General features: G+C 55.0%; 20 protein-coding genes. 11 read left to right on the top strand and 9 right to left on the bottom strand.

Going from position 1 to position 22649, the window contains the following annotated elements:
• Window positions 1-20 precede the first annotated feature (20 nt).
• From ACT3TJ_RS02135 to ACT3TJ_RS02105, 7 genes are all read left to right on the top strand, one after another.
• A complete protein-coding gene (locus tag ACT3TJ_RS02135) occupies window positions 21-467 on the top strand; it encodes a DUF1249 domain-containing protein (protein ID WP_172116250.1) in 447 nt (148 codons plus the stop codon).
• A complete protein-coding gene (locus tag ACT3TJ_RS02130) occupies window positions 467-1201 on the top strand; it encodes a metallophosphoesterase (RefSeq protein WP_192526285.1) in 735 nt (244 codons plus the stop codon). The genes ACT3TJ_RS02135 and ACT3TJ_RS02130 overlap by 1 nt, the downstream gene beginning before the upstream one ends.
• Window positions 1202-1375: 174 nt before the next feature.
• Window positions 1376-2338: a sulfate adenylyltransferase subunit CysD gene (gene cysD, locus ACT3TJ_RS02125; protein WP_172116252.1), complete on the top strand. Its 963-nt coding sequence runs from the start codon at window positions 1376-1378 to the stop codon at window positions 2336-2338.
• A complete protein-coding gene (cysN, locus tag ACT3TJ_RS02120; protein WP_192526286.1) occupies window positions 2338-3765 on the top strand; it encodes a sulfate adenylyltransferase subunit CysN in 1428 nt (475 codons plus the stop codon). Before cysD ends, cysN begins: the two co-directional genes overlap by 1 nt.
• A 193-nt stretch (window positions 3766-3958) precedes the next feature.
• Window positions 3959-4522, top strand: coding sequence for a type 1 glutamine amidotransferase domain-containing protein (locus ACT3TJ_RS02115; RefSeq protein ID WP_192526287.1), 564 nt, complete (start codon window positions 3959-3961; stop codon window positions 4520-4522).
• A complete protein-coding gene (locus ACT3TJ_RS02110; protein WP_192526288.1) occupies window positions 4522-5661 on the top strand; it encodes an App1 family protein in 1140 nt (379 codons plus the stop codon). The genes ACT3TJ_RS02115 and ACT3TJ_RS02110 overlap by 1 nt, the downstream gene beginning before the upstream one ends.
• Before the next feature lie 79 nt (window positions 5662-5740).
• On the top strand, window positions 5741-6415 hold the full coding sequence (locus ACT3TJ_RS02105) for a zinc metallopeptidase (RefSeq protein ID WP_192526289.1): 675 nt from the start codon (window positions 5741-5743) through the stop codon (window positions 6413-6415).
• 20 nt (window positions 6416-6435) lie between these two features.
• Here ACT3TJ_RS02105 and cmoB read toward each other — a convergent pair whose 3' ends face one another.
• Window positions 6436-7449: a tRNA 5-methoxyuridine(34)/uridine 5-oxyacetic acid(34) synthase CmoB gene (cmoB, locus tag ACT3TJ_RS02100; RefSeq protein ID WP_192526290.1), complete on the bottom strand. Its 1014-nt coding sequence runs from the start codon at window positions 7447-7449 to the stop codon at window positions 6436-6438.
• The gene (cmoA, locus tag ACT3TJ_RS02095) at window positions 7450-8193 is read right to left on the bottom strand and encodes a carboxy-S-adenosyl-L-methionine synthase CmoA (RefSeq protein ID WP_087109693.1); all 744 of its coding nucleotides are present in this window, start codon (window positions 8191-8193) and stop codon (window positions 7450-7452) included.
• Window positions 8194-8293: 100 nt separating this feature from the next.
• Between cmoA and pgi the strand changes: the two genes are divergently transcribed.
• From pgi to serB, 4 genes are all read left to right on the top strand, one after another.
• Window positions 8294-9991, top strand: coding sequence for a glucose-6-phosphate isomerase (pgi, locus tag ACT3TJ_RS02090; protein ID WP_192526291.1), 1698 nt, complete (start codon window positions 8294-8296; stop codon window positions 9989-9991).
• A 157-nt stretch (window positions 9992-10148) separates the two neighbouring features.
• Window positions 10149-12044, top strand: coding sequence for a DNA topoisomerase IV subunit B (gene parE, locus ACT3TJ_RS02085; RefSeq protein ID WP_192526292.1), 1896 nt, complete (start codon window positions 10149-10151; stop codon window positions 12042-12044).
• A 5-nt stretch (window positions 12045-12049) separates the two neighbouring features.
• Entirely contained in the window at window positions 12050-14302 is a 2253-nt protein-coding gene (parC, locus tag ACT3TJ_RS02080; protein ID WP_192526293.1) for a DNA topoisomerase IV subunit A, read from the top strand.
• A 3-nt stretch (window positions 14303-14305) separates the two neighbouring features.
• Window positions 14306-15511, top strand: coding sequence for a phosphoserine phosphatase SerB (serB, locus tag ACT3TJ_RS02075; RefSeq protein WP_192526294.1), 1206 nt, complete (start codon window positions 14306-14308; stop codon window positions 15509-15511).
• A 73-nt stretch (window positions 15512-15584) separates the two neighbouring features.
• On the opposite strand, the gene ACT3TJ_RS02070 is transcribed toward serB, so the two are convergent.
• The 7 genes from ACT3TJ_RS02070 to ACT3TJ_RS02040 form a co-directional block, all read right to left on the bottom strand.
• Window positions 15585-16418 (bottom strand): DUF6694 family lipoprotein, encoded by an 834-nt coding sequence (locus tag ACT3TJ_RS02070; RefSeq protein ID WP_318779675.1) that lies wholly within the window; start codon window positions 16416-16418, stop codon window positions 15585-15587.
• A gap of 173 nt (window positions 16419-16591) precedes the next feature.
• The gene (locus ACT3TJ_RS02065; RefSeq protein WP_192526295.1) at window positions 16592-16978 is read right to left on the bottom strand and encodes a Na+/H+ antiporter subunit G; all 387 of its coding nucleotides are present in this window, start codon (window positions 16976-16978) and stop codon (window positions 16592-16594) included.
• Window positions 16979-17015: 37 nt separating this feature from the next.
• Window positions 17016-17285 carry a K+/H+ antiporter subunit F gene (locus ACT3TJ_RS02060; protein ID WP_087109537.1) on the bottom strand — a complete coding sequence of 90 codons (270 nt, stop codon included), beginning with the start codon at window positions 17283-17285 and terminating at the stop codon, window positions 17016-17018.
• Complete coding sequence (locus tag ACT3TJ_RS02055; protein ID WP_172116262.1) at window positions 17279-17776, bottom strand: Na+/H+ antiporter subunit E; 498 nt, start codon at window positions 17774-17776, stop codon at window positions 17279-17281. The genes ACT3TJ_RS02060 and ACT3TJ_RS02055 overlap by 7 nt, the downstream gene beginning before the upstream one ends.
• Window positions 17773-19284, bottom strand: coding sequence for a monovalent cation/H+ antiporter subunit D (locus ACT3TJ_RS02050; protein ID WP_441676991.1), 1512 nt, complete (start codon window positions 19282-19284; stop codon window positions 17773-17775). The genes ACT3TJ_RS02055 and ACT3TJ_RS02050 overlap by 4 nt, the downstream gene beginning before the upstream one ends.
• Window positions 19281-19613, bottom strand: a complete 333-nt coding sequence (locus tag ACT3TJ_RS02045; RefSeq protein WP_087109531.1) for a Na+/H+ antiporter subunit C — start codon at window positions 19611-19613, stop codon at window positions 19281-19283. The genes ACT3TJ_RS02050 and ACT3TJ_RS02045 overlap by 4 nt, the downstream gene beginning before the upstream one ends.
• Window positions 19613-22444 (bottom strand): monovalent cation/H+ antiporter subunit A, encoded by a 2832-nt coding sequence (locus ACT3TJ_RS02040; RefSeq protein ID WP_192526297.1) that lies wholly within the window; start codon window positions 22442-22444, stop codon window positions 19613-19615. Before ACT3TJ_RS02040 ends, ACT3TJ_RS02045 begins: the two co-directional genes overlap by 1 nt.
• Between the last annotated feature and the right edge of the window lie 205 nt (window positions 22445-22649).

The raw sequence follows: 22649 nt of genomic DNA, 5'->3' as shown, positions 1-22649 counted from the left end.
GAAAACCACGAGGAGTGTTCATGGCAAGAACAGCCTATGTCACCGATTTAAAGTCGCTCCAGGGGGAGTGCAGCGCCAACTACCTGCGGTTATTACGCCTGGTGGGCGATATGGAGAGTGGCCAGCGCCGAGAGATCGCCTTAAGCAGTGACGAGCAGTACTTTGGCGATTTGCAGCTTACCGTATTGGAACATGCCCCTTACACCACCATGGTGGCGGTCACTCAAAGCGGTCCGTTGGATTCAGTTATGGACGGCCCGCGCATGCGCGTGCACCTTTACCATGACGTGCGTATGGCGGAGGTGACGGATTTTCAGCGTCAGCGCCACTTTAGTGGCCGCTATCGATATCCTAATGCGCAGATGCATCAGCCTGATGAAAAGCTCCAGTTAAACCGCTTTTTAGGCGAATGGTTAGCGCATGGACTAGCCCATGGTCATACTTGCGATTTACCGGAGATGCGCTAATGCGCCTTGTACAGATTACCGATGCTCACTTGCATGCTGATGTTACTACACGTTCGCGTGCGGGGGTTCCTTGGCTGCATTTTCAACGTGTTCTCGCGGCGGCAGCGGCTGAACGTCCGGACGTTATCGTTGTGACGGGAGACATCAGTCAGGATGAAACAGCGGCTTCCTATGCACTGGCCAAGGAGGCGTTGGCTGACCTTCCTTGCCCGTGGTTTTGGCTCCCGGGCAATCACGACCAGGTAGCATTCATGTGCGCCGAGCATCCGCTGCTTGACGAGGTAGATTTGCAGCAGTGGCGTCTGCTGCTGCTCAATACCCAAGTGCCGGGCCAACCCTTCGGCGAGCTGGGCAGCGAACAGTTGATGGCATTAACGACACGTTTGGAAGAGGATGACCGCCCCACGCTGATTGCCATGCACCATCCACCGGTGGATGTTGGCGCTGACTGGATGGATGCTATCGGCCTACAAGATCGTGAAGCGTTTTGGCAGGTTTTAAGCGCTTATCCTCAGGTGAAAGTCGTGCTGTTTGGTCACGCTCACCAAGCGTATGCGCAGCACATTGAAACAGCGGCAGGTTCAGTGAGTGTTTACGGCTGCCCAGCCATGTCTGATCAGTTTATGCCGGGCGCTGATGAATTTACGATTGATGAAGCCTCACGGCCTGGTTATCGAGTGATAAACCTTAGCGGTGAGCAGTGGGATACCTGGGTCGAGCGCGTTGACGTATAGCGATATCATGTTTTTTATGTTCGTTAGGCGATAAAAGAATAAAAAGATAGTTATTAATTCTTTTGGGTTATTATTGACTCGGCGTTACTCTATCCACAATCGAACGTATAACGTTTTAATTCAGCGTGTACTGCAAGCTTATAAAAATTGGCTTGTTTTGTGAGGTAGCAGACCATGACTCAGTTCTCCCCGCTCTCTTCGACGCCCCGGCGTGAGGTGCCCAGCGCACTTAGCGCCGCGCGTCTCACTCATTTAAAACAGCTTGAAGCCGAGTCCATCCATATCATTCGTGAAGTGGCGGCTGAGTTCAGTAACCCGGTCATGATGTATTCGATCGGCAAAGACTCTTCGGTGATGCTGCACCTGGCGCGGAAGGCATTTTATCCCGGTACCCCGCCGTTTCCACTGATGCACGTGGATACCACTTGGAAATTCCGGGAAATGATCGAGTTTCGTGATCGCATGGCTTCCGAGGCGGGTATGAAACTGATCGTGCATACCAACGAAGAGGGGCGGGAGGCGAATATCAACCCGTTCGAGCATGGCAGCGCCAAATATACCGATATCATGAAGACCCAAGCGCTCAAGCAGGCGCTGGACAAGCATGGTTTTGATGCTGCGTTTGGCGGTGCCCGGCGCGATGAAGAGGCCTCTCGGGCCAAGGAGCGGGTCTACTCCTTCCGTGACAAATACCACCGTTGGGATCCCAAAAACCAGCGTCCTGAGCTCTGGAACATGTATAACGCCAGGGTCAACAAGGGTGAGTCGATTCGCGTGTTCCCGCTTTCCAACTGGACGGAGCTGGATATCTGGCAGTACATCTATCTGGAGTCTATCCCGATTGTGCCACTGTACTTCGCAGCCAAGCGCCCAGTGGTTGAGCGCGACGGCATGCAGGTGATGGTAGACGACGATCGTTTGCCGCTAGCGCCAGGTGAAGTGCCTGAAGAGAAGTCGGTGCGTTTCAGAACGCTTGGGTGCTACCCGCTAACCGGCGCAGTGGAGTCCGAAGCGGCAACGCTGCCGGAAATTATTCAGGAAATGCTGCTGACCCGCACCAGTGAGCGCAGTGGTCGCGCCATTGATCGCGACCAGGTGGGTTCGATGGAGAAGAAAAAGCGCGAGGGGTACTTCTAATGTCTCATCAATCTAACTTAATCGCTGACAACATCGAGCAGTACCTGCACGAGCATGAAAACAAGGACCTGCTGCGTTTTATTACCTGCGGCAGTGTCGACGACGGTAAATCGACCCTGATTGGTCGCTTGCTGCACGACTCCAAAATGATCTTTGAGGATCAACTAGCAGCGATTACTCAAGCGTCCAAAACCAGCGGTACCACGGGTGATACGGTTGACTTGGCGCTATTGGTAGACGGTCTGCAGTCCGAGCGTGAGCAGGGCATTACTATTGATGTCGCCTATCGGTTCTTCTCGACGGATAAGCGCAAATTTATCATTGCCGATACGCCAGGCCATGAGCAGTACACACGTAATATGGCCACCGGCGCTTCTACGGCAAGCCTTGCGATTATCCTTATCGACGCTCGCTATGGCGTGCAAACCCAAACGCGTCGGCATAGCTTTATTGCTGACTTGTTGGGTATTCAGCACTTGGTCATTGCTGTCAACAAAATGGATTTAGTGGGCTTTTCTGAGCAGCGCTTTGAGGAAATCAAGGCAGAGTACCGTGCGTTTGCAACGAATTTGCAGGTGGACGATATCCAGTTTGTGCCCATGTCGGCGCTCAATGGCGATAACGTCGTTAACCGTAGCGAGCACACGCCGTGGTATCGCGGCGAGACGCTGATCGAACTACTCGAAAATACCGAAATCAGCCAAGACGACAACCTGACGGATCTGCGTTTGCCCGTACAGTATGTCAATCGGCCGAACCTGGATTTTCGTGGTTACTGCGGGACGCTGGCCGCCGGGATCTTACGCCCCGGCCAAGCGGTAAAAGCGCTGCCTTCGGGTAAAACCTCTACCGTGGCGAGGGTTGTCACTTTTGAGGGTGATTTAAGCGAAGCCTATCCCGGCCAAGCGATTACCGTGACGCTTGAAGACGAGATCGATATTTCTCGTGGCGACTGGCTCGTCAGTGCCGATGCGGATGTGCCGCTTTCCAACCGGTTTACTGCTGATGTGGTCTGGATGCATGAAGACCCACTAACCCTGGGTAAGCTTTACGACTTTAAACTCGCTACCCGCGATCTTTCCGGGCAGGTCAGCGCTATTGACTATCAAATTGATGTTAATACGCTTGAGAAGCACACAGCGCAGGCGTTAAACCTCAATGCGATTGCTCGCTGTGATATCGAGCTTACCGCCACCGTACCCATCGATAATTATCGGGTTAGCCCTAAAACGGGAAGCTTTATTATTGTCGATCGGCTGACCAACGTAACGGTGGGAGCGGGAATGATTCGTGAAGCGGGTTCAGCAGGTGCTGCTGAAGCCCCCACCACGGACTGGTCAGCGTTTGAGAAAGACCTTAATGCGCTGGTACGCAGGCACTTTCCGCACTGGGAAGCCAACGATATTAGTCAATTGCTCAAACGCTAAATCATTTTTTATCAATAGTCTTTACCAATAGTCTTTATCAACAGGTTGGCCCGCTTTGATTAAGCGGGCTTTTTTATATCTACTTAAATCAAACATCTCTAATCTAGCGGTCGGCTCGCTTGACGCTCTCCCAGGATACGCCACACTGATAAAGCGTTTTTCACGCACGCCTCATCACGAAAAGGAGAGCATGATGAACCAAACACTAAAGGGTAAACGCGTCGCTATTGTGGCGGCCGATGGCTTTGAGGAGTCTGAGCTGAGTTCACCGCGTGACGCACTCAAAAATGCCGGTGTTGATGTTGATATCGTGACACCTGAAGGCAACGATATTCGTGCCTGGGCAGAAACTAATTGGGGTGATACATATTCGGCTGATAAAGCGCTGACAGATGTCAATGAATCTGATTATCACGCCCTGGTACTGCCAGGCGGCCTGTTCAATCCCGACGCGCTGCGGGTCAAAGAAGACGTGCTAAGTTTTGTAAAAGCATTTTTTCACGCAGGTAAGCCAGTAGCCGCTATTTGTCATGCGCCATGGATTTTAATTAACGCTGGCTTGGTAGAAGGTCGTCGTATGACGTCGGTGCCCACCGTGGCTCAGGATTTACGCAATGCGGGCGCGGAATGGGTCGATGAGGCCGTCGTGGTGGATAATGGTTTGGTCACTAGCCGTACCCCCAAAGACCTGGATGCGTTCAATGCCAAGCTCCTTGAAGAGCTGCAAGAAGGACGCCACTCAGGTCAACACGCCTAATGTCATGGTTGAGCCCGTGGGCAAGCTTTGTTAAAAGGCTTGTCCACACGGTTGCAAAACCGATGAAGCGAGACCGTGGCCGCGGGGGGATGGTCGTTCATCCTTACCGTGGTTACGGTTCGTCCAGTGAAGTGTTTTTGATGGGGCGGGTGTTCCGCCAAGCCGCTCTTGGCCGCGCTATTCCACGCCGAGGGATGCTGCGCGACACAGCTGATGTAGCGCGCCGCATTTTTCGACGGGGCTTGGCCGGTGCCCAAGTTGATATTCGTATCGGTGAAAACGAACTGTCCTTGACAACCGACCGGGATGGCTATTTCGATGCGCACCTTCCGATTACCCATTCGCTGCCTATCGATGTGTCCTGGCATCGAGCGGATATTAGGGTGCATGCGGAAAACCAGTCGCCTGTACGTACTAATGTTGAGGTATACGTACCGCCACCGGAAACCGACTTGCTGATTATCAGCGATATTGATGACACCGTCATGTTTACCGGCGTTGCCGAAAAGCTAAAGATGCTCTACCGCCTGTTTGTGCGTAAACCCCATCGGCGTACGGCGTTTCCAGGCGTTGCCTCGCTTTATCAGGCGCTGCACCGGGGCGAAAGTGAGAAGGCCGAGCGACCCATCTTGTATGTATCCCGCGGGCCATGGGCTATTTACGAAATGCTCGAAACGTTCTTTCAGCTTAACCGGATTCCGGTAGGTCCGATCCTGTTTCTACGCGAGTGGGGAATTTCGCTGCGTCACCCCTGGCCGCGCCGTGCCGAAGCTCACAAGCGCTTGTTAATTGATCGAATGTTGACGCTGTTTGATGGGCTACCGTGCATCCTGATTGGCGATAGCGGACAGCACGACCCAGAAGTGTATGCTGAGATCGTGAAAGCCTATCCTGGGCGCATCAAGGCGATTTATATCCGTCGCGTGGATAAAGACCCTGAGCGCGAGAAGGCCATTCAACGGCTTCGCGATGAACTGGTCAATTCCGAGTGTGACCTGGTGCTCGCACCCGACAGTGTATTAATTGCTGAGCACGCCCACGCCAATGGGGATATTTCAGCGCGGGGCCTGGAAGCGGTCGAGCGCGATGTAAAAGAGCATCGCGAAGAAGAGCGTCGTGAAGCCCAAGGGGAAGTCTAGCCTCAACTCTGTTGTTGCTAGCCCGACCATGATAAAACGAAGCCTTTCCCTGTTTTCTCCTAGTGAGTGTTAAGTCATCATGGTCGTTCTATTCGTCGTGCTGTTACTCGCGGTATTTATACTGCCCAATGTATGGGCAAAGTGGGTGCTAAAACGCCATATGCGAGGACGTAATGACTACCCTGGCACCGGCGCTGAGCTTGCCGAGCATTTGCTACGGCGTCTGGGTATTAAAGACATTCCCGTTGAGCGTACCGAATTCGGCGATCATTACGACCCAGAGACGCGCTGTGTGCGCCTTTCGCCTGACCATTATGATGGCTGCTCGTTAACGGCGGTTACCGTTGCCGCTCATGAAGTAGGCCATGCGTTGCAGCATCACCAAGGCTATGCGCCACTGCTGGCACGCAGCCGCTTGGTAGGTGTTGCCCAAAAGGCAGAAAAAATGGGCGCGATTCTAATGATGGCCGCGCCGTTTTTATTCTTGTTGACGCGCGTGCCGGGCGGTTTGGCGTTAGTCATTGGCATGGCGGTGATCAGCTTTGGTACCGCCGCCCTGGTGCATCTGGTCACGCTGCCGGTGGAGTTTGATGCCAGCTTCAACCGCGCACTGCCGCTTTTAAAAGAGTACGTGCCACCCTACGACATGTCGGGCGCTCGGCATGTGCTTACCGCTTGTGCGTTCACCTATGTTGCGGCTTCACTTGCCAGCATGTTGAACCTGGGCCGCTGGCTGGTGATCTTGCGCCGCTAAACGCTAACGACTGTGCTGGCTTAAATAACTGTTTTTACAGCCTGTTCCGGCTTGTTGGCAATAATCACTGCCCGCCGCGGCGCCGGGTAGCCTTCGATGGTGCGGGTACGATCATTGGGATCTAAAAAGTCGGCCAAGGATTGATAGGTCATCCACTCGGTGGAGCGCTGCTCGTCCAGGGTGGTGACTGCCTCATCGACCACGAGAATATTGGTAAAGCCGCAACGGCTAAGCCAGTGGCAAAGCGCTTTGGAGGAGGGTAGAAAGTAAACATTAGGCATCGCGGCGTAACGCTCGCCGGGAACAAACACCGTTTGCTCGTCGCCTTCCACCACCAGCGTTTCCAATACCAGCTCGCCACCCGGCGCCAGCGCGGCTTTTAGCTGCTGAAGATGTTCAAGTGGCGAAGGGCGGTGATAAAGCACGCCCATTGAAAACACCGTATCAAAAAAGCCGAGGTTTTCCGGTACATCCTCGATTCCGACCGGTAGAAACTGAGTGCGCCCACCGTCTGCATCGCCCACAAAGTGGCGCACTGCTTGGAACTGCCAGTAAAAGCGTGGTGAAGGGTCAATCACCAGCACGAAGGCCGCTCCTGTTCCGGTCATCCGCCAGGCGTGATAGCCGCTGCCGCCGCCTACATCCAACACCTTGCGGTATCTCAGGGGGGCTAAATGAGGCGCCACGCGCTGCCATTTCCAATCAGAGCGCCATTCGGTGTCGATATGAATGCCGCCCAGCTGAAAAGGTCCTTTGCGCCACGGAGCCAGCTTACGCAGTAGATTAAAGCATTGGCGTTGCTGGCTATCGCTGAGCGCAAGCTCTACCGTTAGCGTATCGCTGTCCAGTTGAACGTGGCGCTCGGCCGGTAAGGCCGGCAGTTTGGCAACGGCCTTCTCCCAGGCGGGCAGGTCGCCATGACGTTGGCGGTCAAGCCCTCTGGCCAGCTGCTCGGGTAATTTAGCCAGCCAGGTCGTTAAGCCCTGGTCTAAAAACGCCTGATAAAGTGCGCGGTGGTCATCAGGGAGCTCCACTTAACTCTCCTTAAACGCAATGACAGAGGCAAAGTTCAAGTATTGAAACCACGTTACCGTACGTGGGAAGCCTGCCTGCTGTAAGCGCTGATGCAGCGCATCCAGCGTATCGGGCACCAACACGTTTTCAAGTGCGGTGCGCTTTTGGCTGATTTCCATGTCGCTGTAACCATTGGCGCGTTTGAAGTCATGATAGCGCTCAACTCGCCAGGCATTATCCCGCTCATCGACGTCAACGGTTTTTTCCGATAAAACCAGCACGCCGCCAGGCTCGAGCGCGTCAAACAGCCGCCTTAACAGGGCATCCCGGTCAGCCGGTGGCAAAAACTGCAGCGTAAAGTTAAGAATGATCATGCCGGATGGCGCATACTCGAGCGTGCGAATGTCGGCTTCTTCCACGCTCATGGCATGTTCAGGGCACTCTTCGGTGAAGGTCTGGCGAGCACGCGACACCATTGCTGGTGATAAATCGACGCCGGTATAGCGAAACGCGTCAGGGGCGAGTGCGCCCGCAAGCGCCAAGCCTGAGGCGCCGAGCGAGCAGCCCAGGTCATACACGTGGCCGCCATGGCGAAGGTGACGCTGGGCAATCAGGCTCAGCATGCCCAGGATTTGGCCGTAGCCTGGTATAGAGCGACGGACCATGTCGGGAAAACAAGCCACTACCTGTTCATCGAACGAGAAGCGCGCCACTCGATCAAGGGGTGTCGAAAAGATAGCGTCACGGTAAGATGCATTACTCATTGGCAAGCCGGGAATCATCAAAAGGGGGGAGTAGTTTACGCGCCCTGATTTGACCAGAACAGACCCGAGCTGCATGGTTCGACGCCACAGGAGACGGCAAATGGCCTCAGCATCACGCGCCACCCCCGATAAACTGCCCGCATGGCAGACATTAAAACAGCATGCCGATGAACTCAAAGGCGTTCATTTAAAAACACTATTTGGCTCGGAGAGCAGCCGATGGGCGAATTTTACCCGCCATGAAGCCGGCCTGACGCTGGATCTTTCCAAGCAGCGTTGGGACGACGATACGCTTGAGCATCTGTTAGCGCTGGCGCACGATGCGGGTGTGCCCAGCGCTATTGATGCCTTATTAAGTGGTAAGCGGGTTAACGTTAGTGAGAACCGCCCAGCCTTGCACACAGCGCTGCGTTTACCGGCCGAGGCAACGCTGAACGTTGAAGGGGAAGATATTGTCGCCGGAGTGCAGGAAAGCCTGGCGCAAATGGAGCGTCTGGTGTGCCGTTTGCACGCCGGGCAGTGGAGAGGAGCCACGGGCAAGCCCATTCGCCATGTGGTGAATTTAGGCGTCGGCGGCTCGGATTTAGGGCCGTTGATGGTGACCCATGCACTGGCCGATTATCGGCCTGAGAATATTCATCCCGTTGAGGTACATTTTGCCTCGACAATGGATGGCTCGCAGCTGGCCGATTATTTAGGGCGTCTAAATCCGGAAACGACCCTCTTTGTGCTCTCCTCCAAGTCGTTTACCACCATTGATACTCTTTCCAACGCCAATACGGCCAGAGACTGGCTGTTGGGCCGTTTAACTCAGCATAGCGATTTTGTCAGTGCTCCACCGGTAAGCGCTGAACTTATTGTGCGCCAGCACTTTATTGGTGTGTCGGCCAGCCCCGAGAAAATGAGCGAGTGGGGCATTGCGCCCGACCACCAGCTTAAATTCTGGGAGTGGGTAGGCGGGCGCTATTCGCTATGGGGCACGATTGGTTTGCCGATTGCTCTGGTCGTAGGCATGACGCATTTTCGCGAGCTGCTGGCCGGTGCCCACGCCATGGACCGCCACTTCAGTGAAGCGCCCATGGAAGATAACCTGCCGGTTCTGCTGGCCTTGGCCGGCATCTGGAACGTTAATTTTCTGGATATCCGCGCCCACTCAATCCTGCCTTACGATGGTCGGTTGGAATATTTTGCTGCCTACCTTGAACAGCTGGAAATGGAGTCCAACGGCAAGTCGGTTACCCGCCAGGGCCAGGCGGTCAATTATTCGACCTGCCCGGTACTGTGGGGGCAGCTGGGCCCCAATGCTCAGCATGCGTTTTATCAGCTGCTTCATCAGGGCACTCAGTCGGTTGTGTGTGATTTTATCGCTCCGCTCAAGCGTTATGATGAGGTGGAAGACCCGGATACTCGCCGCCATCTCAAAGCGCAGCACCGGCTAGCGCTTGCCAACTGCTTTGCCCAGTCCCGCGTTCTGATGCTCGGCGATGACGCGCTGGATGATGATGGCCCCCGTCCAGAGCACAAACGCTATCGCGGCAATCAGCCATCGACCACGGTACTGCTGGATACACTAACGCCCGCTACGCTGGGGGCTTTGATTGCCCTTTATGAGCATAAGGTGTTTGTTCAAGCCGTTATCTGGGATATCAATCCGTTCGATCAGTGGGGGGTGGAGCTTGGCAAAAAAATTGCCACGGATACCCAAGGCATCATCGATGGGCAGGGCGACATTACCCGCATGGATGCCTCTAGCCGCGGCTTGATTGAAGCGTTTTGGGCCGCCGAGCAGGATGGGTAACTGCCTCGGGCGTCTATGAAAAAGCGTGCTCCCAGTTTTCCTGCCATGTATTAGATATGGCTGGATATACAGCTTTTTGCTATTCTAGCGATCTTTGTCGGCCGCCTGTACAAGTTACAGGCGGCTGCCAGCTTTACCCTTCAGGAACCGACGTTACATGACCCAGTTTGATGCCTCTCAGTACGGCGCGAGTTCTATCGAAGTCCTGTCAGGGCTCGAGCCGGTACGTAAGCGTCCCGGTATGTACACCGATACCTCACGGCCCAATCACCTGGCCCAGGAAGTGATTGATAACAGCGTCGACGAAGCGCTGGCCGGCCACGCCTCTTTTATTCGTGTCACGTTGCACAGCGATGGGGGCATCGAGGTTCAGGATGACGGCCGAGGTATGCCGATTGATCTTCACCCCGAGCACGGCGTTTCAGGGGTGGAGCTGATTCTTACCAAACTGCACTCAGGCGGTAAGTTCTCCTCTTCAAGCTATCGGTTTTCTGGTGGCCTTCACGGCGTTGGCGTCTCGGTCGTTAACGCGCTTTCACGGCGCCTGGAAGTAGAAGTGACCCGTGACGGCGCGCGCCATGCGATTGCCTTTGAGCACGGCGAAAAAGTCGAAAATCTGCATGAAATCGGCAAGGCGGCTAAACGCGCTACCGGAACTTTAGTGCGTTTTTGGCCTGATGAGAGCTATTTCGACAGCCCCAAACTGGCCGTTTCAAAGCTTAAACATCTACTGCGCGCCAAAGCGGTGCTCTGCCCAGGGCTTGCCGTTACGCTGATTGAGCCAGATGGCACCAAAACCGAGTGGGCCTACGCTGATGGTCTGCGCGACTATTTGGCCGAAGCCACCGATGGCTATGACGTACTGCCCGGTGAACCGTTTGTCGGCCACTTCAGTGACGACGAGCACGGTGTGGATTGGGCCATTCAATGGCTACCGGAAGGCGGTGAGTCGCTGTTGGAAAGTTACGTTAACCTGATTCCCACGCCGCAAGGCGGCACTCACGTTAACGGTTTTCGATCAGGACTGCTGGATGCACTACGCGAGTTTTGTGAATATCGCAGCCTGCTGCCGCGCGGCATCAAACTCACCGCTGAGGACCTTTGGGAGCGCGCCTCTTTCGTGCTTTCGGTGAAAATGCTCGACCCCCAGTTTGCCGGGCAAACCAAAGAGCGGCTGTCATCACGCACCATCGCAGGCTTTGTCTCCGGCGTGGTGAAGGATGCCTTCTCGTTGTGGCTCAATCATCATATTGATCAAGCCGAGCAGTTGGCGGAGTTGGTGATCAGCGCCGCTCAGCATCGCCAGAAAAAGGCCAAGAAGGTCGCCCGTAAAAAGGTCACATCAGGCCCGGCGCTTCCCGGCAAGCTTGCTGACTGCTCCGGGCAGGACCCGTCACTTAGCGAGCTGTTTCTGGTCGAGGGCGACTCGGCCGGGGGCAGTGCGAAGCAGGCGCGTAACCGCGACACTCAGGCAATCCTGCCCCTGCGCGGCAAGATTCTGAATACCTGGGAAGTCGAGACGCACGATATTTACGGCTCTCAGGAAGTTCATGATATTGCGGTCGCGATTGGCGCTGATCCAGGTAGCGCCGACCTTGAAAAGCTGCGCTACCACAAGATCTGTATTCTTGCCGATGCCGACTCCGATGGTTTGCACATTGCCACGCTGCTGTGCGCGCTGTTTGTACGCCATTTTCCGGCGCTGGTGGATGCCGGTCATGTGTTTGTCGCCATGCCGCCCCTTTACCGCATCGATTTAGGTAAAGAGGTGCACTACGCCCTCGATGAGAGCGAAAAAGCCGCCGTGCTCAAGCAACTGGCGAAAAAGCGCGGTACACCTAACGTACAGCGCTTTAAGGGCCTGGGCGAAATGAGTCCTTTACAGCTGCGCGAAACCACCATGGCGGTCGAAACCCGTCGCCTAGTGCAACTCACCCTGGAAGAGGGCGATGGCACGATGGAAATGATGGATATGCTGCTCGCCAAGAAGCGCGCCAGCGACCGCAAGAAATGGCTGGAAGATTACGGCAACCTCGCAGATATTGAGGTATAACCCCGATGACCATGGATATTCAGGTAGCGGAAGGCGACGTCGAACGCCTCTCCTTGCGCGACTATACCGAAAAAGCGTACCTCGACTACTCGATGTACGTCATCTTGGACCGTGCGCTGCCCAACATTGGCGACGGCATGAAGCCCGTGCAGCGGCGGATTATTTACGCCATGCGCGAATTGGCGCTACACGCCAATGCCAAGTACAAAAAATCAGCGCGTACCGTGGGCGACGTGCTGGGTAAATTCCACCCTCACGGCGACAGCGCCTGTTACGAAGCCATGGTGCTGATGGCCCAGCCGTTCAGCTATCGCTACCCGCTGGTGGATGGCCAAGGCAACTGGGGCAGTCCGGATGACCCCAAATCGTTTGCCGCCATGCGCTACACCGAGGCCAAGCTCTCCAAGTTTGCCGAAGTGCTGCTGGGCGAATTGGGGCAGGGCACGGTCGACTGGGCACCCAACTTTGACGGCACCATGCAGGAGCCTCTCGTGCTGCCTGCCAAGTTGCCTCATGTACTGCTCAATGGCGGTACCGGGATTGCCGTGGGCATGGCCACCGATATTCCGCCCCATAATGTTAGCGAAGTGGTCGAGGCTACCTGCCATCTGTTGCGCAACCCTAAGGCGACCACAACTGACTTGATGGCGTTTGTACCCGCGCCGGACTTTCCTACGGATGCGGAAATCATCACGCCCCAAGCCGACCTGCGTAAGCTTTATGAGTCAGGCCGAGGCTCGGTAAAACTGCGTGCGCGCTATACCCGCGAAGACGCCAATATCGTGATTACCGCCGTGCCGTACCAGGTCAGCGGTGCCAAGGTACTTGAGCAGGTTGCCGCGCAGATGCAGGCGAAAAAACTGCCGATGGTGGCCGATCTTCGTGATGAATCAACTCATGAAGAGCCCACGCGCCTAGTGATTGAACCGCGCTCCAGCCGCGTCGATGTCGAGTCGCTGATGGCCCACCTGTTTGCCACCACGGACCTGGAAAAGAACGTGCGGGTAAATATGAACGTGATCGGCCTGGACGGCCGCCCGCGGGTCATGCCCCTAACGGATATGCTGGGCGAGTGGCTACGCTTTCGCCGGACCACGGTGCGCCGCCGGTTGGAGCACCGCCTGGGCAAGGTGGAAGACCGCCTGCACATTTTGGAAGGCTTGCTGACAGCCTATCTGGATCTTGACGAAGTGATCCGAATTATTCGTGAGGAAGATGACCCAAAAGCCTCGCTAATCGCCACTTTTAGTCTCTCTGAGCGCCAAGCGGAAGCGATTCTCGAACTGCGCCTGCGTCACCTTGCCAAGCTCGAAGAGATGAAAATTCGCGGCGAGCAGGACGAGCTGGAAAAAGAGCGTAAGTACCTTACGGGCTTGCTGGGCAGTGAAGCAAAGCTAACCACGCTGATCGAAAAAGAGATTCGTGCGGCGGGCAAAGAGCACGGCGACGAGCGCCGCTCACCGTTGATTGAGCGCAGTGAAGCCAAGGCACTTTCAGAAGTTGAGTTGCTGGGGGCTGATCCGGTCACCGTAGTGTTGTCTGATAAAGGCTGGATTCGCGCTGCCAAAGGGCACGATATTGATCCGGAAGGACTGTCCTATAAAGCCGGTGATAGCTTTCATCTGGCCGCTCGGGGCAAGACTAATCAGCCGCTGGTGCTGCTGGACGACACGGGACGCGCTTATACCCTGGCCGCCCATAACTTGCCCAGTGCGCGGGGCCAAGGTGAACCGGTGACCGGCCGCGCTAATGTCTCGGCAGGGGCACAAATGGCCGGGCTAATGCTTGCCCCACCCGAACGGCGCTTCGTATTGGCAAGCGACGGTGGTTATGGATTTATGGCCCGCTTGGACGCGCTTACCGGTAAAAATAAAGCCGGCAAAGCGGTACTCAGCGTACCCAAAGGCTGTAGCGTGATGGCGCCCATCGAAGTGCCTGACGGTGAAGAGCTGTGGGTGGCGTCGGTGTCTAGCGAAGGCCGATTACTGCTGTTCCCGCTTGAGCAGTTGCCTGAAATGACCAAAGGTAAAGGCAACAAAATGCTCGATATTCCCGGCCCGAGAGCCGCCCGACGTGAGGAGTTTGTACGTGACGTTACCGTTCTCTCGGCAAGCGACGCACTGCTGGTTCACGCCGGTAAGCGCAAGCTGACCTTGAAAGCGGATGATTTAGCGTATTATCGCGGCGAAAGAGGGCGACGAGGCAGCAAGTTGCCGCGCGGCTTCCAAAAAGTTGATCGGTTAGAGGCGGGAGAGTAACTCATGACAAAACGTTGTTTAATTCGTGCAACCGGTATGGCGCGTTCCGGGCAGCTAGAGGGATTTGGGAAAGCGCTGGCCCGCACGAATGCCCAGCTTTTGGATATTAATCAAAGCGTGACGTTTGGCATGCTCTCTCTGGAAGCCCTTGTGGGGCTTGAACGCGATAATGCCTTGGAGGCGATGCTCAGCGAGGCGGGCGATGCGCTAGGGTTGGATGTGCAGGTGATTACGGTTAACGCCGACGATTATCGGCGCTGGAGCAACGAAGCAAGTCAGCCTCGGCTTATTTTGACGCTGCTGGCGCCGCATTTGCCAGCAGGCATATTGGCTGAAGTCGGCATTTTAACGGCAGAATTTGGGTTAACGGTCGAGCTGATTCATCGGCTTTCTGGGCGTGAATCGCTGGAGGGTAGCGCGCCTTCCGGCGGTGCCTGCGTTGAGTGCTGGTTACGTGGCGACGAGGCGAATATCGAAGCGCTGCGCGAAAAGGCGTTGGCACTAGGAGGCGAACATGGCGTGGATATCGCCATCCAGGAAGACTCAATCTGGCGGCGCCATCGCCGCCTAGTGTGCTTCGATATGGATTCCACGCTGATCAAAGCTGAAGTGATTGATGAGCTGGCCCGGCACCACGGGGTGGGTGATGAGGTTGCCGAGGTGACCGAACGGGCCATGCGTGGCGAGCTGGATTTTCAGGAGAGCTTTCGCGAACGCATGAGCAAGCTGAAAGGCCTGGATGAGTCGGTGCTGATCAAGATTGCCGAAGAGCTGCCGTTAATGGATGGCGTAGAGCGTTTGATGGCTAATTTAAAGCGCTTCGGTTACCGCACCGTGATTCTATCCGGGGGCTTTACCTACTTTGCCCGCCATTTACAGGAAAAACTCGGCTTTGACGAGATTCATGCTAATGAGCTGGTGATTGAGAACGGTAAAGTCACTGGTGAAGTGACGTTGCCGATCGTTGATGCTGAGCGCAAGGCAGAGCTTTTGGAACAAATTGCGCTGCGCGAAGGCTTTACGTTGGAGCAGACCATTGCGGTAGGCGATGGCGCCAATGACCTGAAAATGCTGGCTAAAGCGGGATTGGGTATCGCGTTTCGAGCCAAGCCATTAGTGCGCGCTCAAGCGCGTCAGGCGATCTCGACACTGGGCATTGATGCCGTGCTGTATCTGATTGGTTATCGCCAAACGGATCTAATGGATTAAGTGCTTTTCGGCCAGCTATTGAGTCGGTGCGTAACGTACCGACTCAATAGTACGCGCTCTATAAACCCGACAACTACTGGGTGGTAGATAGTGCGATGCCCTGATATTCGTGGCTCAGGTGCTCAAGCCTTTCTACCTCGCTCTTGCTAAGTTCAGGCGAATCCCATAACGGGTTGCCTTGGGCATCTTGAAGGCCTTCGACGGTTACCGTGAGCGATACATCGCTGGGTATTTGTGTGTTTCCCCAAGCGCTAAAACGATTAGGTGCCAAGCGCCACATGGCTGTTTCACCTGCTTCAAGACCGCCCGCAATCACATAGTAAAACGTTTCATCAATCCAGGGCGCGGACCGATCAGCGCTGGTCACAACACCTCTTAAAAATACTTGCGAGACGGCCTGCTCCGTATGATTGGTCACCTCAATATCCAGCGCCGGTTCTGGTGTGCCGTATGGGCTTTGGCTTATATAATAGCGTGCGTTATCAATGCTAAAGCGCTCCCGTTGCTCGCGGTCTTTAGCTGCCCGCGCTTGCTTTTCAGTCAACCGGGCAAGGGTAGAGAGCGCCTGCTGACGCTCTCTGGCTCGCCTCTCACGTAGAATATCGTCGGCGCGTTTAATTACCTGGTCGCCCGTTAGACCATGCATGCGAACGTTGGCCGATTCAGCGATCTCGGCTGCATTCATTCGTTTAGGGCTAAGTAAGGCCATGCTGCCAAAGTTTGGCATCGCCATGATAGCGAGCGCTTTATCAAACTCATCACGCTTATAAGCAGGCATCGCCTCACGTACATTCTCAATTGAGACAACCGCCGCTGGCATGGAGCTGGTATCTATTTTGGGGTCTGAGCAACCGGCTAACACACATAGCGATAGCGTAATGGCAGACAGCCGTAGGAGGCTCCACATACATTCACCTCATTATGGTCAAAAACGCTGTGGAGCTTACCGGAAAGCGCTAACGACCACTACTATCTCTGTCATTGTTAAGCACTTTATTTATCGGTTGTGGGCTGTGAAAATTTAGGAAGCCGTGGCCGTGTAGAGACTGTTTTTCTCACTACAGGGCCATGGCCGGACGGCTAACCGTGGCCTTTGTCGGGATGGGGGACGGGTTTATCACCGACTTCCTCTGAGCGAAGCTCTATCGGTTTGCCCTGCGTTTTTTGGGCATGCCTCAAACGCAAGTGCAGGCCGGTTTTGGCAAGCAAATGGGCGCTGACAGGGGCGGTAATAAACAGAAATAGCGTGATGAGCAACTCCTGAATATCAATGTGACCATCGACACTCCAAAAATAACCCATTGAGGCAATCAGCATGCAGCCAATACCCAGCGTAGTGGCCTTGGTAGGGCCATGCAGGCGCATATAAAAATCGCGCAGGTGAGCCATCCCCAGTGAGCCGATAAATACGAACACGCCGCCGGTGATAAGCATTAAGGAGATAAGTGCTTCTACAAAGAGCGACATGGCGACGCCTCCGGGTGATACGAGACAGAAAGTGCGTTCATTCGATAATGTCTCCGCGCAGAATGTATTTGCACACGGCCACGGTGCTGATAAAGCCCAGCATGGCAATCAGCAGCGCCGACTCGAAATAGGTTTTGCTGTTAAGCCATAGCCCCAGCAGAACAATCAGTGCGATGGAGTTAACGTACATGGTATCCAGCGCCAGTACGCGGTCCGGGAGGTCTGGCCCCACGGTAAGCCTAAAGAGATTCATCAGCAGCGCCATGACGACAAGCGCTAGGGTAATGTACAAAGCAATGCTTAGCATTCGTAAATCTCCTTGAGAGGACGCTCATACCGCTCGCGGATCTGCCTGATCAGTTCCTCTTCATCATCAACATCCAGAGCATGGATTAATAGCGATTGACCGTCGAGGCGCAGGTTGGCTGATACCGTGCCAGGCGTCAGGCTAATGGTGCTGGCCAGCAGCGTAATGGTGAAGCGCTCCTCCAGCATTAAAGGGTATTCAATAAAATGTGGCGTTAGCCTGCGCCAAGGGTTGGCCACTAGATAAGCCACCTCAAAATTGGCGACGACGATATCCTTTAAAACCCTCAAGATAAACCGCAGCAGCACCCAGGGCTTTTTGATGCGTAGAGTCGTGTCCCAGAACCGATAGGTCACCAGTGGGATGATAATGGCCAGTATGCCGCCCAGTACGATTTGCCCGGGGGCGTAACTGCGTGCAAGCAGCAGCCAGACGCCTAGTAATAATAGCGATAAAACTGGCGTCGGCAGCCAGGAGCGCGGGGTAATCATGGGGCATCTCCTGCATCAAGTAGCAGCGTGTCGATCAAGACTTGTGGCTGTGATAGCTGCTCGGCCGTTGCTTGGGTGTAGCTGCTGATGGGCCCTGCAAACAGGGTCATTAAGGGGGCCGCGCTTAGCAGCCAGATGACGGCAAACCATTGGCGGCGTGGCAACGCATTGCCGCCTAAACTGCCGCGATAGCTACGCCAGAAGATCGTGGAACCTGCGCGCGACAGAGCGATCAAGGCTGCCAAACTCACCAGCAGTAGAGTAGGCCATAGCCATAATCGCTGAGCACCTTCAGCGGCGTTGAGCACCAGTGCTTTCCCCAAGGCGCCGGAAAGTGGCGGAACGCCCACAACGGCGACAGCACCTACAAGAAACAGTAGCCCTAACGCCTTGCCTTGGGTCATGGGGCGGCTTTTCACCAGCCGAGTCCCTGCCTTGCCGCGCTGTAATCCGATCATTTCAGCCAGCAGGAATAAACCACCCGTAATCAAGGAGGTATGAATCAAATAGTAAAGAAGCGCTGAAGTCGCTTGCTCTATTCGCATGCCCACACCGACCAAAAGTGTGCCCACCGACAGCAACACCAGGTAAGCGACCAGTAGTTTTAGGTCTCGGGCAGCCATAATGCCTACCCCAGCGGCAACGAGCGTTGCCAAGCCGAGCCACCATACCCATGGCTGCTCCAGTGCGGTCAGTGCGCCCGCGCTTTCGCCAAAAATCAGCAGATAAACGCGCAGGATGGCGTAGATACCGACCTTGGTCATAATGGCAAAGAGAGCTGCCACCGGGGCGGGCGCCGCTGAATAAGCGCGCGGTAGCCAGAAATAGAGCGGCAAAATGGCGGCTTTCAAGCCAAATACCACCAACAACATTAACGCGCCAGCGGTCACCAGACCTTGGCGCTCAGCAGGCAGTTCGGCTACGCGCAGCGCCATATCCGCCATGTTAAGCGTTCCCGTAGCGCCATAAAGCGTACCTACCGCTATCAGAAACAGTGAAGAACCTGCCAGGTTGAGTACCACGTAATGCACGCTCGCCTGGATGCGTGCTTTGCCGCCACCGTGTAGCAGCAGCGCGTAAGAGGCGAGAAGCAGCACTTCAAAAAAGACGAACAGATTGAACAAGTCGCCGGTTAGAAACGCGCCATTAATGCCCAGAAGTTGCCACTGAAAAAGGCCGTGAAAATTGCTGCCTTTTTCATCATCCCCTGCACAGGCAAATATCACGGCACCCACTGCAAGCAGGGCTGTGATCAACAGCATCAAGGCAGATAGGCGGTCGAGCACCAGTACGATGCCGAAAGGCGCTTGCCAGTTGCCCAATGCGTAGTAAAGAATCTCGCCACGCATGGCTTGGCTAATTAGGCCTATCGCCACGGCCAGTAATAGAACGGTGGCCACAACGCTCACGATACGTTTGTAGCGAACCAATCCTTGGCGCTGATAGAGCAGCATAATGCCGGCGATCAGTGGCAGGACGATAGGAAAAACAATCAGGTGTTGCATCATTCGCGGTCTTCCTTTTTACCGTCTACATGATCGTTGCCCACTTCACTGCGGGCGCGCATCGCGAGAATCACGACGAAAGCGGTCATTGCGAAGCCAATAACGATGGCGGTAAGCACTAGCGCTTGAGGCAGCGGGTCGGCATAAACGCCTTCGCCATGAACAATGGCCGCACCGTCAGTGGTTAACCCACCCATCGAAAATAGAAACAGGTTCACGGCGTAAGAAAGCAGCGTTAGACCTACCACTACGGGAAAAGTACGCCCCCGAAGCGTTAAATAGAGGCCACAGGTGCTCAGTACGCCGGTGGTGATTGCGTAAAGTAATTCCATCAGCTTTGCTCCTTGGCGGGTGGCGGCGTGACCTCATCGCCCTTGGGCTCATTAACCACTGGCCGGTGAGTCGTGGTGACCTTGCCCAGGTTGGCCAGAATCATCAGCGTGGCGCCGACGACGGCGAGATAAACGCCGAGATCAAACAGCAGAGCAGTGGCTAACTCAAACTTACCGACTACCGGCAGGCTAAAGTAGCTGAAGGCAGAGGTCAGGAAGGGGTAGCCGAACAACCAGCTACCCAAGCCGGTTAGCGTCGCCACCGCAACCCCTGCAATGGCAACGGGTTGGAAGGGGAAGTCCAAACGCTGTTGTGTCCATTCCACGCCACGTGCCATATACAGAAGAATCAGCGCAACCGCGGTGATCAAGCCAGCGATAAAGCCGCCGCCGGGCTCATTGTGGCCGCGCAAGAAAATAAACGCCGATACCAGCAGCGCCAACGGCAATAGAGCTAGTGAAATAGAGGTCAGAATGGCCGGATAACGATCAGGGGACCAAACGCGGCCTTCTCCGTCGCTGTGCGGGATAAACAGGCGTAAACGGTTGAGCAATTTGAAAATCGCCAAGCCCGCCAAGGCCAGCACCGTAATCTCGCCCAAGGTATCGAAGCCACGGAAATCGACCAGAATGACGTTGACCACATTATGGCCGCCGCCGCCAGGAACGCTATTGGTCATAAAGAAGTTAGAGATCGACAGCGTATCTCGCGTCATCACCGCATAGTTAATGCTGGCGATGACAAGTCCCAATGAACCCGCTAACAGCATGTCGCGCAGATTGCGCTTGGGGCTGGATTCGGGGGGCGTCTTTTGAGGCAGGAAAAAAAGCGCCAGCATCAGCAAAATCATCGTTACCACTTCCACCGAAAGCTGCGTCAGCGCTAGATCCGGTGCAGAGAAGCGTGCAAACGTAAGGGCTACAAAAAGTCCCACCACCGACAGCATGAGTAGTGAAATTAGCCGGTAGCGGTGAGTGGCGGCGGTGGCGATACCGCCAAAAATCAACATGCCAGCGCCTAGCAGCAGCACGCCATCAATGGGTTGATTGCCTTTGGGGCCGGTAAGCTCGGTAATTTGTGATAAGCCGATAACGCCCATGATCAGCGTGGACAGCAAAAGCCAGCCCACAAAGCGCTGCAGCGAATGACCGTCCCAGGCGGCCACGAGGGCTTCTGCACGTTGCTCAAGGCTGATCATTGCGCGCTCAAACACACGGCTTGCATCGACGCTGGCAAACGATTGGGCGAAACGACGTAGATCAGCATGGCGCCAGTAAAGGACAACACCCACTACAAACGCCACCATACTCATGATGAGTGGCAGGTTCACGCCGTGCCAAATAGCCAAGTGGAAGTCCAGCGGTTCACCGAGCACCGCTTGCGTCGCCAGCTCAAGCAGGTTATTGACCATCAGCGTGGGGAATAAACCTACCAGCATGCAGAGCACTACTAGTAGTTCGACCGGAAAACGCATCAGGTGTGGTGGCTCATGAGGCGCCTTGGGCGACGCTTCCTTCGCAGGCGCATAGAACACCGCATACACCAGACGTACCGAGTAGGCAACGGAAAGAATGCCACCTATAGCGGCCAGCGCAGGGATTAGCCAACTTAACCCGCCCAGTACGGGCGTGGCTAATGTTTCAGTAAAGAACATCTCCTTGGAGAGAAACCCATTAAAGAAGGGCACACCTGCCATCGCCGCAGCGGCCAGTGTCGTCAGCAGGGCAGTAATGGGCATGGTTTTGCGCAGCGCACCCAACTGCTTAAGCTCACGTGTGCCGGTTTCATGGTCGATGATGCCTGCGCTCATGAAAAGCGCTGCTTTGAAAGTGGCGTGGTTAACAATATGAAACAGCGCCGCCAAAACGGCCATAGGCGTGCCGATGCCCAATAGCACTGTAATCAGGCCCAGGTGGCTAATGGTAGAAAACGCCAAAATACCTTTTAGGTCCGTCTTGAACAGAGCAAACCAGGCGCCATATAGCAGCGTGATTGAACCGATAAGCGGTACCACCACGCTCCAAAGCTCGCTACCGGCAATCGCTGGATGCAGCCGGGCCATTAAAAAGATGCCCGCCTTAACCATGGTGGCCGAATGCAGATAAGCAGAAACCGGGGTCGGCGCCGCCATGGCATGCGGCAACCAGAAATGAAACGGGAACTGCGCCGATTTGGTGAAAGCACCCAATAAAATTAGTGCCAGCATGATGGGGTAGCGCGGGTCCGCCACAATGGTGGCACCACTGGCCAGCACATCACTCATATTGAAGCTGCCGGCCATATCGCCGAGCAGTAATAGCCCCGCTAATAGGGCAAGGCCGCCTGCACCTGTCACGGTTAGCGCCATGCGTGCGCCTTTACGCGCATCGTTACGATAAGACCAAAAACCGATCAATAGAAACGAGGAGAGACTTGTAAGCTCCCAGAACAACCATAAAAGAATCAGGTTGTCAGACATTGAGATGCCGACCATAGAGGCCATGAACAGCATCAGAAAAGCGTAGAAACGCCCTACAGGTTCATCTTTGCCCAAATAGAAGTGGGCATACAGCAATACGAGCAGGCCAATCCCCAGAATCAGGAGGTTGAAAAGCAAGGACAGGCCATCCAGACGAAAGGCAAGTTCCAAGCCAAGCTCAGGCATCCATTCAGCATGGAAGCGCAATGTTTCACCATCCAGCAAGGCCGGTATCTGAAGTAAGGTGAGTAGCAGGGCGGCAGCCGGTACCACGCTCGTCGCAAGCGAACACACAGAGCGGTCGCGTTGAGCGGTGATCAGTGGCACCAGTACCCCAAGCAACGGTAATAAGGCTATCCAAAGCAGTGTCATGGGCTCATCCAGCGCAATAAAATCTCAAAAAAGGCCGCAAAGTGAGGAGAATACACCTAGGGCCAAGGGTAAATTAAGCGAAACTGTAGAATATCACTTGTTTTGAAGATGTGCGGCTTTCGTATAATCGGTCCGCGTATTCAATGAACAAGAGAAAGTGATTGGGGACTTGCCGTTGATGCACGCCCCAAACGGTTGGCGGTTA

The sequence above is a fragment of the Halomonas sp. AOP30-A1-24 genome, assembly GCF_052378165.1.
Lineage (GTDB): Bacteria > Pseudomonadota > Gammaproteobacteria > Pseudomonadales > Halomonadaceae > Vreelandella > Vreelandella citrativorans.
Note: the sequence above shows the minus strand (reverse complement) of the source record. Positions and strands in the feature narration are given on the sequence as shown.

Excerpts from the sequence above, each read along its gene's own strand:
- ACT3TJ_RS02135 (WP_172116250.1), top strand. The coding sequence starts at position 21 with ATGGCAAGAACAGCCTATGTCACCGATTTAAAGTCGCTCCAGGGGGAG.
- ACT3TJ_RS02130 (WP_192526285.1), top strand. The coding sequence starts at position 467 with ATGCGCCTTGTACAGATTACCGATGCTCACTTGCATGCTGATGTTACT.
- cysD (WP_172116252.1), top strand. The coding sequence starts at position 1,376 with ATGACTCAGTTCTCCCCGCTCTCTTCGACGCCCCGGCGTGAGGTGCCC.
- cysN (WP_192526286.1), top strand. The coding sequence starts at position 2,338 with ATGTCTCATCAATCTAACTTAATCGCTGACAACATCGAGCAGTACCTG.
- ACT3TJ_RS02115 (WP_192526287.1), top strand. The coding sequence starts at position 3,959 with ATGAACCAAACACTAAAGGGTAAACGCGTCGCTATTGTGGCGGCCGAT.
- ACT3TJ_RS02110 (WP_192526288.1), top strand. The coding sequence starts at position 4,522 with ATGTCATGGTTGAGCCCGTGGGCAAGCTTTGTTAAAAGGCTTGTCCAC.
- ACT3TJ_RS02105 (WP_192526289.1), top strand. The coding sequence starts at position 5,741 with ATGGTCGTTCTATTCGTCGTGCTGTTACTCGCGGTATTTATACTGCCC.
- cmoA (WP_087109693.1), bottom strand. The coding sequence starts at position 8,193 with ATGAGTAATGCATCTTACCGTGACGCTATCTTTTCGACACCCCTTGAT.
- pgi (WP_192526291.1), top strand. The coding sequence starts at position 8,294 with ATGGCCTCAGCATCACGCGCCACCCCCGATAAACTGCCCGCATGGCAG.
- parE (WP_192526292.1), top strand. The coding sequence starts at position 10,149 with ATGACCCAGTTTGATGCCTCTCAGTACGGCGCGAGTTCTATCGAAGTC.
- parC (WP_192526293.1), top strand. The coding sequence starts at position 12,050 with ATGACCATGGATATTCAGGTAGCGGAAGGCGACGTCGAACGCCTCTCC.
- serB (WP_192526294.1), top strand. The coding sequence starts at position 14,306 with ATGACAAAACGTTGTTTAATTCGTGCAACCGGTATGGCGCGTTCCGGG.
- ACT3TJ_RS02070 (WP_318779675.1), bottom strand. The coding sequence starts at position 16,418 with ATGTGGAGCCTCCTACGGCTGTCTGCCATTACGCTATCGCTATGTGTG.
- ACT3TJ_RS02065 (WP_192526295.1), bottom strand. The coding sequence starts at position 16,978 with ATGTCGCTCTTTGTAGAAGCACTTATCTCCTTAATGCTTATCACCGGC.
- ACT3TJ_RS02060 (WP_087109537.1), bottom strand. The coding sequence starts at position 17,285 with ATGCTAAGCATTGCTTTGTACATTACCCTAGCGCTTGTCGTCATGGCG.
- ACT3TJ_RS02055 (WP_172116262.1), bottom strand. The coding sequence starts at position 17,776 with ATGATTACCCCGCGCTCCTGGCTGCCGACGCCAGTTTTATCGCTATTA.
- ACT3TJ_RS02050 (WP_441676991.1), bottom strand. The coding sequence starts at position 19,284 with ATGATGCAACACCTGATTGTTTTTCCTATCGTCCTGCCACTGATCGCC.
- ACT3TJ_RS02045 (WP_087109531.1), bottom strand. The coding sequence starts at position 19,613 with ATGGAATTACTTTACGCAATCACCACCGGCGTACTGAGCACCTGTGGC.
- ACT3TJ_RS02040 (WP_192526297.1), bottom strand. The coding sequence starts at position 22,444 with ATGACACTGCTTTGGATAGCCTTATTACCGTTGCTTGGGGTACTGGTG.